Genomic DNA, 13,794 nt, shown 5'->3' with positions numbered 1-13,794 from the left:
ACGAAGAATGCCTCCGCACCTACCGGGCGCCCAAGGGGCACGCGTTCCGCATCATCGTCGTGGTGCTCCGGGCGGAGGGAGGAACGAGCTCAGGAACAGCTGTCGTATCGCAGCGCGGCGTCCTTCATGTAGTAGATGTCGCCGGTACCGCCCTGGTACACCGCCGTCCAGCCGCCGCTTGTGCCTCCGGTGGGGCCGGTGACGGAATTGCCGTAGTCCTTGGTCCACTTCACGTTGCCGTTGGGGCGGTCGTAGACACCCGCCTTGTCCCACACCACGGTGAACCTGCTGAGCGTGCAGGCGTTGGGAGCCTTCGTGCTGGTGAGGGTTGCCGCGTGTGAGGCCGAGACGCCGGTCATCGCCAGCGCCACGCCGGCGAGGGCCACGATCCCCGATCGATACCTGCGCATGTCATCACCTTCTGACTGGTTGGTTCGGCGGACGCCCGAAACTAACAACCGACTCAGTGTCATGACTGCGCCATATTCCGCCGAATCACGGCCGTGGTGACCGGCCGCTGCCCTGCACCCGCCCGCTCGGCGTGACGGAGGAAGCCCACACCATCCGCTTCCACGCCGACGATCCGGGCGCACTCGTCAACGCGATTCAGCGGCGGGCCGGGCAGGACGGACCTGGTGGAGCGGTCGGTGCCGGGTGAGGGGAAAGTCGTCGAGAGCGGCTGACGGTCCGCCGACCGCGGTCGGCGGACCGTCACTCAAGGCCGAGGTCAGCGCCTGTAGCGGTTGGTGCCCGTCGCCTTGACGGACTTGCAGTGACGGCCGGTGGGGCCCGAGCGGACGGCCGGTGCCTTCTTGCCGTAGTAGTTCACGGTGTACGTGTTGCCCGAGAACGTGTTCCCGCCCTTGCCGCAGGTGTCGGCCCTCGGGAACGCCCAGTAGGTGAACATGCCGTAGTTGCCGTTCCCCCGGGTCTTCCCCTTGTAGTCGCGGCCCTTCTTGAAGGTGTTGAGCTGGACCTTGTTGCCGCTGCTGCCGTCGCTGGCGCGGACCGGGTCGCCCGAGATGACCTGGAACGTGTTCCCCCGCACCACGTTCCCGTTGCTCCCGGAGGTCCCGTCCGTCTGGTTGAAGGCGAGGTAGACACCGTGGGTGTTCCCCGGGCCCGCGTCCTTCCTGTTCTCCAGATTGATGAACGAGTTCTTGGTGATCACCGCCTTCGAGACGTAGTTCAGGTGCACGCCAGCGTAACCCTTGCCGCCCTTGACCCAGGCGTTGCCGATCTGCTTGAAGGTGATCCCGTTGACCACGAGTCCCTTGACCGGGCCGTCCTCCCTGGTCCCGGTGGCCTTGATCCCGCCGTCGCCGTAGCGCTGCACGGTGTACGGCCCCTGGAACCTCAGCTTGGGTGACCTCGGACCGACCTTCGTCCAGTACCCGGCCCTGGCCGTGCGTCCGTCGAAGGTGACGGGGCCCGTCCCCGGCTGAGCGGTGACCGTGACCGTACCGCCGGCGATGCCCGGGCCCCACTCCACCCCGGCGTCGGTGTAGGTGCCGCCGCGGAGCATGATCGTCGCGTTCTTCGTGTTCCTGGCCTTGAGCACGGCCTGGGCGTCACGCAGGGAGCCCACCGGATTCTGCGCGGTCAGGCCGGCCTCCCCCGCCGCCCTCAGCAGCGACTTCCCCGAAAGCCCGGCGAGCGAGGTTCCGCCGGAGCCGACGTACACGGTGACGTCCTCGCCCCCGGCCGGAGCTGCCAGCGCTCCCGCCCCGCTCGGAACCAGCGTCATCGCCACCGCCGCCAGACACGGCAGCCCGATGCGCAGGTGCTTGCTCATGGATGTTCCTCCCCGACGAAGATCCTCCGAGGCACGAGCGGACCGTCCGCTCCCGCCACTCGTGCGACACGTGCACTGCCCGAACCGTTCCGGGCGACGGGCCGCCCGGATTCGGACACGTCAGCAATGATGTACGGCCGACCTTGCGAGAAACCTTGCGAGCACCCTTGCGCGGCAGGTCACAGTGAGGCCTGCCGGGGTCGGTACCGGCGTGAACGGGGGGAGCACGGCGTGCTGGAGTTCCGGCTACTGGGCACATTCGAGGCATGGGCCGGGGGGCGCCCGGTGGCCCTGGGGCATGCGCGGCAGCAGTGTGTGCTGGCGGTGCTGCTGATCGACGTCGGCCGTCCCGTGTCTGCCGACCGGCTGCTGCACCGCGTGTGGGACGACCGCCTGCCCCGCCGGGGGCGGGAAACCCTCTACGCCTACCTCTCCCGCCTGCGCCGTGTGCTGGAGCCGCACGGCGCCCGGCTGCTGCGCCGGTCCGACGGCTACCTGCTCGACGCCGGCGGGGCCGCGGTGGACCTGCACCGCTTCCGCGACCTGATCGGGTCGGCTCGCGAGGCCGCGGACGACGTCTCCGCCCTGCCTCTGTTCGAGGAGGCGCTGGCACTGTGGCGGGGCGAGCCGCTGGCCGGGCCGGACTCCCCGTGGCTGCACACCGTGCGCGAGCAGTTGCGGGACGAGCGATGGGCCGCGGAACTGGACCGGACGGACGCCCTGCTGCGGACCGGCCGCCACGGCGAGTGCCTGCCCGCCCTGCTCACGCGAGCCGAGCGGCATCCGCTGGACGAGCGGGTGGCCGGCCAGTTCATGCTCGCCCTGTACCGCGGCGGACGGTCCGCGGACGCGCTGTCGCACTACCGGCGCGTGCGGGAGCGGCTCGCCGAGAAGTTGGGGGTCGATCCCGGAGCGTCCCTGCACCGGCTGCACCAGCGGATCCTCACCTCCGATCCGGTACTCGCCCTCGCCGCCCCGCAGCCGGCCCTCCCCGCCGGTCCGGAGGTCCCGACACCTCGCCAACTGCCCGCCTGCCCACGCTGGTTCACCGGCCGGGAGCAGCAGCTCGCGGAGCTCGACAAGGCACTGGACGTGGTGGACCCACCGGACCGGTCGGTGGCGATCTTCACGATCGGAGGCATCGGCGGAATCGGCAAGACCCGCTTGGTCCTGCACTGGTCGCACCGGAACCTCGACCGCTTCCCGGACGGGCAGTTGTACGTCGACCTGCGAGGCTTCGACCCGTCGGGTGAGCCGCCCGTCGCACCCGCCGTCGCTGTCCGCGGCTTCCTCGACGCCCTGGGCGTGGCTGCCCAGTCCGTCCCGCCGGACGTACAGGCGCAGGTCGGGCTTTACCGGAGCCTGGTCCAGGGACGGCGCATGCTGCTCGTCCTGGACAACGCCGCCGACGCCGAGCAGGTGGCCGCGCTGCTCCCGGGCAGTGCCGCCTGCACGGTCCTCATCACCAGCCGCCGGCGGCTGGCCGGCCTGGTGAGCACCTACGGGGCCCGGCTCCTGACGCTCGACGTGCTGAGCGTCCCCGAGGCAGGGGAACTGCTGGCACGCCATGTCGGGCACGACCGGGCGGCGGCCGAGCCGGAAGCCGTCGCCGCTCTGCTGGAGCACTGCGCGGGGCTGCCCCTGGCGATCAGCGTGGTCGGCGCCCGCGCGGCGACCCACCCGGCCTTTCCGCTCGCGGTGCTGGCCGAGGAGCTCAGGGACGAGTCGGCGCGGCTGGACGCCCTGGACGCGGGCGATCTGACGGCGAACGTGCGCGCCGCCTTCACGGTGTCGTACAACGCGCTGACGCGCAGGGCCGCGGACGTCTTCCAGTTGGCGGGGCTGGCCCCGGGCCCCGAGATCGGGCAGGCCGCCATCGCCGGCGTGGTCGCCTGGCCGGCCCCTGTCCTGGCGGCGACGCTGCGGGAACTGGAGAACGCACACCTGATCCAGCAACCCGAGCCCGGCCGCTACCGCCTGCACGACCTCGCCCGCCTCTACGCGGTCGAGCGCGCGACGGCGGAACGGGCCGACGAGAGCGACGAAACGCTCCTGCGCGTGCTGGATTTCTACCTCCATACGGCCTGCACGGCGGCCCAGCGGCTGGACCCGCACCAGGACGACATCCACCCGGGGGCTGTCCGGCCCGGCGTGACTCCGCTGGCTCCGGCGGACCACGATGCCGCCCTGGCCTGGTTCACCGTCGAACACCCCGTGGTGCTCAGCGCCATCGAGCTGGCCGTGCGCACGCGGCACGACGCGTACGCCTGGCAACTGGCCCGGGCCGCCGAGACGTTCCTCGACCACCGCGGTCACTGGCACGACTGGACCGTCAGCCAGCACATCGCGCTCGACACGGCACAACGGCTCGGCAACACCTCCTGGAAGGCCGCGGCGCACCGCAGCCTCGGCAACGTGTACACCCAGATCGGACGGCTCGACGAAGGACACACCCACTTCCGGCACGCCCTGGACCTCTACGGTGCTCTGGGGGACCTGGACAGCCAGGCCCACACCCACCGGGGCCTGGGCTGGGTGTGCAACCAGCAAGGACGCCAGCGGGACGCACTCGACCACGCCGAGCAGGCCCTGGCCCTGTACCGGCAGACCGGCCACCGGACCGGCCAGGCCAAGGCGCTGAACAACGTCGGTTGGCTCAACATCGCGCTCGGCGACCACCGGACCGCCCTGACGTACTGCGCCCAGGCGGTGGCCCTCAACCAGGCGATCGCCGACCGGCACGGCGAGGCAGGGGCGTGGGACAGTCTCGGCTACGCCCATCACCACCTCGGTGCCTACGCGGACGCCCTCGACTGCTACCGGCGGGCCCTCGAACTGGATCGCAGCTTCGGCGACCGGTACGGCGAGACGGAGATACTGCACCACCTCGGCGACACACATCTCGCCGTCGGCGATCCCCGGGCGGCCCGGCATGCCTGGCGTCAGGCCCTGGAGATCGCCGACGAGATCGGCCACCCCGCCACCACCGAACTGCGCCGCAAACTCGGCGACTGAAGTCCCACCGCTGCGCGGACCGCCCGTGAGCGGGCATCTCGTACGCCTCACCTCGCCCTGAGAGGCCCCCGGCGCGGCACTACGGGACCTTGCGACGTACGACCTTCATGGCCGGGATGCGGGTTTCGACGATCCCGGCGTCATACGAGTCGGTCACGGCCGGGGCGCGGAGTGCTGTCCCGACCAGCCCGTGGCCGCCACGACCTCACCCGCGATGTCCACGACGGCCCTCCCGTCCGTCACCACCCGCACGGTCCCCGCAGGAACGCGCTGGTCCAGGAGCCGTGCCTTGCGGGCACTGCCGCGCAGCTCCTGCTCCAGTTCCGAGCCGAGCTCCCGGCGCGTCAGCCGCTCGCGGGCGGTGGCATCGGTGGCGGTGAGGAGGACCCGCGTGATCCGGACATCCGTCCCCATGGCCCGCTGGAACATGCCGGTCTCCTCGGGCAGCACACTGAGCGTGTTCGTGTAGACCAGCCGGCGGTAGCCGCGCCGGGCGAAGTTGGCCCACACGGCGGCGAGGTTGGCCTCGGTGATCTCCGAGCGGTGCGGATCCCCTTCCGGGGCCGGATGCACCTGCCCCATGAAGTCACCGTCGATGACCGCGTGCGGGACCGCCGCGGCCCGCAGCAACGCCGAGACCTCCCAGCCCACCGTCGTCTTGCCGACTCCGGCCCGTCCGCCGATCAGCAGCACTTCCCCGTGATCCATGGGGGCAGCGTGCCAGCCCGAGTCCGTCTTGCGCGATCCGATATCGAGCGGCCCCGGGGCAGCGGGCTCGACCGACAGGATCACCGGCCGGCGTTGACGCTGCCGCCGAAGGCGTTCGGCTCGGGCGGCGGCCGAGCGGACCGAACCCCGGGCGTCGCCCGGGGCGCGGTCCGCTCGGAGATGTCCTCAGAGGCGTTCGATGATGGTGACGTTGGCCTGGCCGCCGCCCTCGCACATCGTCTGCAGGCCGTAGCGGCCGCCCGTGCGCTCCAGTTCGTGCAGGAGCGTGGTCGTCAGCTTGGTGCCGGTGGCGCCGAGCGGGTGGCCGAGGGCGATGGCGCCGCCGTTGGCGTTGACCCTCTCCGGGTCGGCTCCGGTCTCCTTCAGCCAGGCCAGGACGACGGAGGCGAACGCCTCGTTGATCTCGACCAGGTCGATGTCGTCGAGCGACATGCCGGCCTTCTTCAGCGCGTACGCCGTGGCCGGGATCGGTGCCGACAGCATCCGGATCGGGTCCTCGCCGCGCGCCGAGAGGTGGTGGACGCGGGCCCGCGGGGTGAGCCCGTGCTCGCGCACGGCCCGCTCGGAGGCGATGAGTATCGCCGAGGCGCCGTCGGACACCTGCGAGGAGACCGCCGCGGTCAGCCGGCCGCCCTCGACGACGGGCTTGAGGGAGGCCATCTTCTCCAGCGTGGTGTCGCGGCGCGGGCCCTCGTCGGTGCGCACGTCACCGTAGGCGACGGTTTCGCGGTCGAAGCGGCCCTCGTCGATGGCGCGGGCGGCCCGCTGGTGCGAGCGCAGCGCGAACTCCTCCATGTCCTCGCGGGAGATGCCCCACTTCTCGGCGATCATCTCGGCGCCGGCGAACTGGTTGACCGGCTGGTCCCCGTAGCGGGCCCGCCAGCCCTCGGAACCGGCGTAGGGGCCCTGGACGAGTCCCAGCGGTTCGGCGGCCTGCCGGGTGGCGAACGCGATGGGGATCATCGACATGTTCTGCACCCCGCCCGCGACCACCAGGTCCTGGGTGCCGGAGAGCACCCCCTGGGCGGCGAAGTGCAGCGCCTGCTGGGACGAGCCGCACTGCCGGTCCACGGTCACGCCGGGCACCTCCTCCGGCAGGCCCGCGGCCAGCCAGCAGGTGCGCGCGATGTCGCCGGCCTGCGGTCCCACGTTGTCCAGGCAGCCGAAGACGACGTCCTCCACGGCGGCCGGGTCGGCGCCGGAGCGCCGCATGAGTTCCTTGAGGACGTGTGCGCCCAGGTCGGCCGGGTGGACGGCGGACAGTCCGCCGTTCCGGCGGCCGACCGGTGTACGGACCGCTTCGACGATGTATGCCTCGGCCATGCCTGCTGCTCCTTCTGTGACGTGTGCCGTGTCATGCCCGTACGGCGAGGCCTTCCAGCACCATCGACAGGTACTGGCGGGCGATCTCCTCGGGGCTGTGCTGTCCGTCCGGCCGGTACCACGAGGCGGCGACCCACACGGTGTCGCGCACGAACCGGTAGGTGAGCCGTACGTCGAGGTCGGCGCGGAAAGTGTGGGTGGCCACCCCGCGTTCCAGCGTTCCGAGCCAGGCCTTCTCGAACCTCTGCCGGGAGTCGGCGAGGTAGGCGAAACGCGGCTGCCTCTGCAGGTGCCTGGACTCCTTCTGGAAGATGGCGACGGCGGCGCGGTGCCGGTCGATCCCCCGGAAGGACGCGGTGACGAGGGCCGCGATGGTCTCCCGCGGTCCCAGCCCGGAGGCGAGGATGGCGTCGTAGCGTTCCCAGAGTTCGTCCAGGAAGGTGGAGAGGATCTCGTCGACCATCGACTCCTTGGAGTCGAAATGGTAGTAGAGACTGCCGGCGAGCATGCCCGCCTCGTCCGCGATCCTGCGTACGGTGGTGGCGGTGTAGCCCTGCGCGGCGAACACCTCGGCGGCGGTGGCGAGTATCTCCTCGCGCCGCTCGGGCGCCGGTGGCGCCGTCTTCTTCTTGCTGCTGTCGGCTTTCGGCACCCGCTCGTCCCCGCTCAGGCGTGCTGACTGCTGACGGACAGGACCTCGCCCGTCAGGTACGACGAGTAGCCGCTGGCGAGGAAGACGATCGCGTTGGCCACCTCCCAGGGCTCGGCGTACCGGCCGAACGCCTCACGCGAGGTCAGCTCGGCCAGCAGCTCGGGCGTGGTGACCTTCACCAGGTGCGGGTGCATGGCCAGGCTCGGCGCCACGGCGTTGACCCGTACCCCGTACTCTGCGGCCTCCAGGGCGGCGCAGCGGGTGAGCGCCATCACGCCGGCCTTGGCGGCGGCGTAGTGGGCCTGCCCCTTCTGCGCCCGCCAGCCGATCACCGAGGAGTTGTTGACGATCACGCCGCCGCTGCCCGCCGCCTTCATCCGGCGCAGCGCGGCGCGGGTGCAGCGGAAGGTCCCGCCCAGGGTGATGTCGAGGACCTTCCCCCACTGCTCGTCGGTCATGTCGACGAGGGAGGCGGTGCCGCCGAGTCCGGCGTTGTTGACGACGATGTCCAGGCGGCCGTGCCGCTCCCCGGCCAGGTCGAGGAGCGCGCCGACCTGGTTCTCGTCGGTGACGTCGCAGGGGAGCGCCGTGACCCGGTCGGCGCCGAACTCGTCGGCGAGGGCCGCCCGCGTCTCCTCCAGGCGGCGGGCGTGGGCGTCGGAGACGAGCACGTCGGCGCCCTCTTCCAGCAGCCGCCGGGCGGTGGCGCCGCCGATGCCGGCGCCCGCGGCGGCGGTGACGACGGCGGTACGGCCGTTGAGCAGGCCGTGGCCGGGGACGTAGGCGGGGTCGGTGGTCACGGGTGGACCCTCTCTGTCATGGGCGGGCCTCTCTGGGCAGGCCGAGCACGCGTTCGGCGATGATGTTGCGCTGGATCTCGTTGGAGCCGGCGTAGATGGTGTCGGAGCGGGAGAACAGGAACAGCCGCTGCCAGTCGTCGAGGTCGTAGGGCTCGCCGGCGGCGAGCATCCCGTCGGCGCCGCACACCTCCATGGCGAGTTCGCCCAGCTCCCGGTGCCAGGTGGCCCAGTAGATCTTCCCGATGGACGCCTCCGGGCCGGGTGCTCCGGCGGCCAGTCCGTCCAGCATGCGCAGCGCGTTGAACCGGATGGTCTCCACTCCGATCCAGGCGCGGACGAGCCGGTCGCGGACGAGGGGGTCCTCGGCGCTGCCGTTGCGGCGGGCCAGGTCGATCAGGGCGGCCAGTTCACGGCGGAAGCCGACCTGCTGGCCGAGGGTGGACACGCCCCGTTCGAAGCCGAGCGTGGCCATCGCGATCCTCCAGCCGTCGCCGGGCGCTCCGACGATGTGGGAGGCGTGGGTGCGGGCCTCGTCGAAGAAGACCTCGTTGAACTCGCTGGTGCCGGTGAGCTGGGTGATGGGGCGGACGTCGACGCCTGCCTGGTCGAGCGGGACCAGGAGGTAGGACAGGCCCTGGTGGCGCACGGAGCCGGGCTCGGTGCGCGCCACGACGAAGCACCAGTCGGACTCGTGGGCGAGTGAGGTCCAGGTCTTCTGGCCGGTCACCACCCATGAGTCGCCGTCGCGTTCGGCCCTGGTGCGGACGTTCGCCAGGTCCGAACCGGCGTCCGGCTCGCTGTAGCCCTGGCACCACAGCTCCCGCGCCGCGACGATCGGCGGCAGGAAGCGGGCGCGCTGCTCGGGCGTGCCGAAGGCGATGAGGGTCGGGCCGAGGAGCTGCTCGCCGATGTGGTTGACGCGGGCGGGGGCGTCGGCGAGGGCGTACTCCTCGTGGAAGGCGACCTGCTGTTCGAGGGTGGCACCCCGGCCGCCGTACTCCAGCGGCCAGCCCACACAGGTCCAGCCGGCGGCGGCCATGTGGCGCTCCCAGGCGAGCCGGTCGGAGAACGCCTCGTGCTCGCGGCCGGGTCCGCCGCGTCCGCGCAGGGCGGCGAACTCACCGGTGAGGTTGGCCCGCAACCAACTGCGGACCTCGGTGCGGAACTCCTCGACGCTGGTCATGGACGTACGTTAACCTACCAAACACTTGTTAGGGAAGGAGGGGCGGATGTCCGCTGCCCACGAACAAGCCGAGGACCCGCGGCCGCAGGACGGCCCGGTGCTGTACGACCGGCGGGGACCGGTCGCGACGATCACCATGAACCGGCCCGAGTACCGCAACGCGCAGAACTCCGCGATGACGTACGCCCTGGACCGGGCCTTCTACCGGGCCGCCGAGGACGACGAGGTCAAGGTCGTCGTCCTCGCCGGGGCGGGGAAGCACTTCTCGGCCGGCCACGACATCGGCACCCCGGAGCGCGACGCCCACCTGCCCTTCGAGCGGAAGGCGGGGCTGTGGTGGGACCACTCGGACAAGGCGGGCGCGGAGAGCCGTTTCGCCCGTGAGTCGGAGGTCTACCTCGGCATGTGCCGCCGCTGGCGCGAGCTGCCCAAACCCGTCGTCGCCTCGGTGCAGGGCGCCTGCGTCGCCGGCGGCCTGATGCTGGCCTGGGTGTGCGACCTCATCGTCGCCTCCGACGACGCGTTCTTCGCCGACCCGGTGGTCCGCATGGGCATCCCCGGCGTCGAGTACTTCGCCCATCCCTGGGTGATGCCGCCGCGGATCGCCAAGGAGTTCCTGTTCACCGGCGAGCGGATGACCGCGCAGCGCGCCCACCAGGTCGGCATGGTCAACCGCGTGGTTCCGCGCGCCGAACTCACGAATCGGACACAGGAGTTGGCTCTGCGCATCGCGGAGATGCCGCGTATGGGGCTGGCGTTGACCAAGCGCGCGGTGAACCAGGCCGAGGACCTCCAGGGCCTGCACACCGGCATGGACTCGGTCTTCGGACTGCACCACCTGGCGCACGCGCACAATGCCGAGACCGCCGCCGACCCGCTCGGCGGCATGGACATCCGTGCCATGAAGGAGGGGCCGGCCTGATGGATCTCGACTTCACCACCGCCCAGGACGCCTTCCGCGACGAGGCCCGCGCCTGGCTGCGCGCCCATGCCCCCGCGGAGCCGCTGCCCTCCCTGGAGACGGCGGAGGGTTTCGCCGCCCACCGGGACTGGGAGCGCACGCTGTCCGCCGCGCGCTGGTCGGTGGTCTCCTGGCCGGAGAAGTACGGCGGGCGGGGCTGCTCGCTGCTCCAGTGGCTGATCTTCGAGGAGGAGTACTACGCGGCCGGCGCTCCGGGCCGGGTCGGCCAGAACGGCATCAACCTCCTCGCCCCCACCCTCTTCGAGCACGGCACCGAGGAGCAGCGCGCCCGGATCCTGCCGACCATGGCGAGCGGCGAGGAGATCTGGGCGCAGGCCTGGTCCGAGCCGGAGTCGGGCTCCGACCTGGCCTCGCTGCGCTCCGTGGCCGTGCGGACCGAGGGCGGCTGGCTGCTCAGCGGCCAGAAGACCTGGTCGTCCCGGGCCGCCTTCGCCGACCGCGCCTTCGGCCTGTTCCGCAGCGACCCGGCGGCGGACCGGCCGCACCGCGGTCTGACGTACGTGATGTTCCCACTGGACGCGGACGGTGTGACCGTACGGCCCATCGGCCGGCTCGACGGCAAGCCGGCGTTCGCTGAACTCTTCCTCGACGAGGTGTTCGTCCCCGACGAGGACGTGATCGGCGAGCCCGGCCAGGGCTGGCGGGTCGCGATGAGCACGGCCGGCAGCGAACGCGGGCTGACCCTGCGCAGTCCGGGCCGGTTCACGGCCGCCGCCGACCGGCTCACCGCCCTGTGGCGCTCCGCCGCCGACCCGTCGGACACGGCCCTGCGCGACCGCGTGGCCGACGCGGTCGTCGCGGCCCGCGCCTACCAGTTGTTCGCCTACCGGAACGTCTCGCGGATCGCGGCGGGCGACTCGATCGGCGCCGAGTCGAGCCTGAACAAGGTGTTCTGGTCGGAACTGGACATCGCGCTGCACGAGACCGCCCTCGACCTGCTCGGGACCCGCGGCGAGCTGTCCGACGGCGCCGCCGACGCGCCCGCGCACGGCGGCTGGGCCGAGGGGTACACGTTCTCCCTCGCCGGCCCCATCTACGCGGGCACCAACGAGATCCAGCGGGACATCATCGCCGAGCGGCTGCTCGGCCTGCCGAAGGGACGCCGGTGATGCGGTTCCTCCTGACCGACGAGCAGCGGGAGTTCGTCCGCTCGCTGGACGGCATGCTGGCGGCGGCCGGGACCCCGGCCGCCGTACGGGCCTGGGGCGCGGGTGACACCGGGCCGGGACGGGCGCTGTGGTCGAAGCTGGCCGACGCGGGGGTCTTCGCCCTCGCCGTGCCCGAACGGCACGAGGGGCTCGGGCCGCTCCCGCTCGAACTGGCCCTCGCCTTCACCGAACTGGGCCGGCACGCGGTGCCGGGTCCGCTGGTCGAGACGGTGGCAGCGGCCGCCTTCCTGGACCGGCTCGGCGACGAGACGGCGTGCGCCGCCTGGCTCCCGGACATCGCCTCGGGCGCGGCGGCCGTCTCCTTCGCGCTGCTCTCCCCCGACGCGCCGTACGCGCTGGACGCCGCCACGGCCACCGGGGTGTTCGCCGTCGAGGGCGACACCGTCCGCCTCACGGAATCGGCGGGCGACGTCCAGCAGTCCGCCGACCCGGCCCGCAGGCTCGCCCGTCCGCTCGGCGGTGCCGTCCTCGCCCGGGGCCCGGAAGTGACGGCCGCGGCCGCACACGCCGCACGTGTGGCCCGGCTGGTGACCGCGGCGCAGTGCCTCGGTCTCGGTCACGCCCTGCTCGCGCACACCGTCGCCTACGTCGCACAGCGCACCCAGTTCGGGGTGGCCATCGGCTCCTTCCAGGCGGTCAAGCACCAACTGGCCAATGACCTCATCGCGTTGGAGTTCGCCGGGCCGCTCGTCCACTCCGCCGCTCTCGCCCTGGCCGCGGACGACCCGTCGGCCGGCCGCGAGATCGCCGCGGCGAAGGCCGCGGCCGGGAAGGCGGCCCACGACGCGGCGCTGACCGCCCTGCACCTGCACGGCGCCCTCGGCTACACCGACGAACTCGACCTCTCCCTGTGGATCCGCAAGGCACGGCCGCTGCGGGACGCGTGGGGAACGCCCGCCGCGTGCCGGGCCGACGTCCTCGCCGGACTCGGCACCCCGCCCGCGCTCGCACCCGAGGCGGCGGGCGTATGAGGCTGACACGTGAGCAGGAGGACCTGCGCTCCGCCGTCCGGTCGCTGCTCGCCCGGCACGAGGGGGCGAGCGCCTGGCGGCCGCTGACCGAGCAGGTGGGCGTCGCCGGGCTCGCCGTGCCCGAGGAGTACGGGGGTGCCGGCTGCGGGGCCGTGGACGTGCACGTGGTGATGGAGGAGCTGGGCCGGGTGCTGAGCCCCGTCCCGCTGCTGGGCTCGGCCGTACTCACCGCGCAGGCGGTCCTCGCCACCGGGGACCGCGCCGCGTGCGCGCGGCTGCTGCCCGGCATCGCCGACGGCGGCGTCGCGGCCCTGGCCTGGGCGGAGGACGGCTCCTGGGATCCGGCCCGGATCCACGCCACGGCCGTGCGCGGCGCCGGTGGCGGCCGGCGGATCCACGGCGCCAAGCAGTACGTGCTCCACGGCGTCGGGGCGGACGTACTGGTGGTGGCCGCCCGTACCGACCGCGGGGTCTCCCTCTACGAGGTGGCCCCCGACGACCCGGGCGTCCACGGTGACGCCCGCGTGGCCATGGACGGGACGCGCTCCCTTGCCCGGCTGACGTTCGAGGGGGCCGAGGGGCGGCCCATCGGCACGGACGGCGACGGCGCCCGCGTCCTGGCCCGTGCCGTGGACCTCGCCCGCGCGGCCCTGGCGGCCGAGCAGGTGGGGGCCGCGCAGAGGTGTCTGGAGCTGACGATCGCGTACGTCGGTGAGCGCGTCCAGTTCGGCCGGCCCATCGGTTCCTTCCAGGCGGTCAAGCACCGGCTGGCGGACGCCTACGTCCTGGTGGAGGCGGCGCGCTCGGCGGCACTGGGCGCCGCGTTCGAGGCCGGCTCCCCGGCGTTCGGCGCCTACGTGTCGGCGGCCGCCTCCGCGGCTTCCGAGGCGTTCTCCTCGGTGGCGGGCGAGATGATCCAGTTGCACGGCGGCACCGGCATCACGTGGGAGCACCCGGCGCACCGCTATTTCAAACGCGCGCACGGGTCCGCCCAGCTCTTCGGGACGCCCGCCCGGCACCGGAACAGGCTCGCCCGCGAGCTGGGCCTGACACAGACGAAGCAGCGAGAAGAGAAGGTAACGGCGTGAGCTTGAGGATCGTTGTCACTGTGAAGTACGTGCCCGACGCCACTGGCGACCGGCACTTCGCCGATGACCTGACCGTCGACCGCGACG

The 13,794-nt window shown here is 72.4% G+C and carries 12 protein-coding genes and 1 pseudogene; 6 read left to right on the top strand and 7 right to left on the bottom strand.

Features of this window, described 5'->3' with window-relative positions:
* Positions 1 to 89: 89 nt before the first annotated feature.
* Both ACZ4K2_RS23535 and ACZ4K2_RS23530 read right to left on the bottom strand, forming a co-directional pair.
* Positions 90 to 410, bottom strand: a complete 321-nt coding sequence (locus ACZ4K2_RS23535) for a hypothetical protein (RefSeq protein ID WP_467475859.1) — start codon at positions 408 to 410, stop codon at positions 90 to 92.
* Between the two features lie 317 nt (positions 411 to 727).
* Positions 728 to 1,795, bottom strand: a complete 1,068-nt coding sequence (locus ACZ4K2_RS23530; protein ID WP_467475860.1) for a hypothetical protein — start codon at positions 1,793 to 1,795, stop codon at positions 728 to 730.
* 285 nt (positions 1,796 to 2,080) lie between these two features.
* Here ACZ4K2_RS23530 and ACZ4K2_RS23525 point away from each other — a divergent pair, with 285 nt between their 5' ends.
* On the top strand, positions 2,081 to 4,810 hold the full coding sequence (locus ACZ4K2_RS23525; protein WP_467475861.1) for an AfsR/SARP family transcriptional regulator: 2,730 nt from the start codon (positions 2,081 to 2,083) through the stop codon (positions 4,808 to 4,810).
* Between the two features lie 153 nt (positions 4,811 to 4,963).
* On the opposite strand, the gene ACZ4K2_RS23520 is transcribed toward ACZ4K2_RS23525, so the two are convergent.
* From ACZ4K2_RS23520 to ACZ4K2_RS23500, 5 genes are all read right to left on the bottom strand, one after another.
* On the bottom strand, positions 4,964 to 5,518 hold the full coding sequence (locus ACZ4K2_RS23520) for an AAA family ATPase (protein WP_467475862.1): 555 nt from the start codon (positions 5,516 to 5,518) through the stop codon (positions 4,964 to 4,966).
* Between the two features lie 186 nt (positions 5,519 to 5,704).
* Entirely contained in the window at positions 5,705 to 6,862 is a 1,158-nt protein-coding gene (locus tag ACZ4K2_RS23515) for an acetyl-CoA C-acetyltransferase (protein WP_467475863.1), read from the bottom strand.
* 31 nt (positions 6,863 to 6,893) lie between these two features.
* Positions 6,894 to 7,514: a TetR/AcrR family transcriptional regulator gene (locus ACZ4K2_RS23510; protein WP_467475864.1), complete on the bottom strand. Its 621-nt coding sequence runs from the start codon at positions 7,512 to 7,514 to the stop codon at positions 6,894 to 6,896.
* A gap of 14 nt (positions 7,515 to 7,528) precedes the next feature.
* The gene (locus ACZ4K2_RS23505) at positions 7,529 to 8,314 is read right to left on the bottom strand and encodes an SDR family oxidoreductase (protein WP_467475865.1); all 786 of its coding nucleotides are present in this window, start codon (positions 8,312 to 8,314) and stop codon (positions 7,529 to 7,531) included.
* Positions 8,315 to 8,330: 16 nt separating this feature from the next.
* The gene (locus tag ACZ4K2_RS23500) at positions 8,331 to 9,497 is read right to left on the bottom strand and encodes an acyl-CoA dehydrogenase family protein (protein WP_467475866.1); all 1,167 of its coding nucleotides are present in this window, start codon (positions 9,495 to 9,497) and stop codon (positions 8,331 to 8,333) included.
* A 46-nt stretch (positions 9,498 to 9,543) separates the two neighbouring features.
* Between ACZ4K2_RS23500 and ACZ4K2_RS23495 the strand changes: the two genes are divergently transcribed.
* The 5 genes and pseudogenes from ACZ4K2_RS23495 to ACZ4K2_RS23475 form a co-directional block, all read left to right on the top strand.
* Positions 9,544 to 10,419, top strand: a complete 876-nt coding sequence (locus ACZ4K2_RS23495) for an enoyl-CoA hydratase (protein ID WP_467475867.1) — start codon at positions 9,544 to 9,546, stop codon at positions 10,417 to 10,419.
* Positions 10,419 to 11,588 carry an acyl-CoA dehydrogenase family protein gene (locus ACZ4K2_RS23490; RefSeq protein WP_467475868.1) on the top strand — a complete coding sequence of 390 codons (1,170 nt, stop codon included), beginning with the start codon at positions 10,419 to 10,421 and terminating at the stop codon, positions 11,586 to 11,588. Before ACZ4K2_RS23495 ends, ACZ4K2_RS23490 begins: the two co-directional genes overlap by 1 nt.
* Positions 11,588 to 12,619 carry an acyl-CoA dehydrogenase family protein gene (locus ACZ4K2_RS23485; RefSeq protein ID WP_467475869.1) on the top strand — a complete coding sequence of 344 codons (1,032 nt, stop codon included), beginning with the start codon at positions 11,588 to 11,590 and terminating at the stop codon, positions 12,617 to 12,619. Before ACZ4K2_RS23490 ends, ACZ4K2_RS23485 begins: the two co-directional genes overlap by 1 nt.
* Complete coding sequence (locus tag ACZ4K2_RS23480; RefSeq protein ID WP_467475870.1) at positions 12,616 to 13,707, top strand: acyl-CoA dehydrogenase family protein; 1,092 nt, start codon at positions 12,616 to 12,618, stop codon at positions 13,705 to 13,707. Before ACZ4K2_RS23485 ends, ACZ4K2_RS23480 begins: the two co-directional genes overlap by 4 nt.
* Positions 13,704 to 13,794 (top strand): annotated as a pseudogene (locus ACZ4K2_RS23475) (electron transfer flavoprotein subunit beta); the annotation flags it as partial. The gene ACZ4K2_RS23480 and the pseudogene ACZ4K2_RS23475, both read left to right, overlap by 4 nt.

The organism is Streptomyces sp. NPDC025833 (assembly GCF_055558055.1).
The sequence above is the reverse complement of the archived record's forward strand: the minus strand, read 5'-3'. Positions and strand labels throughout refer to the sequence as shown.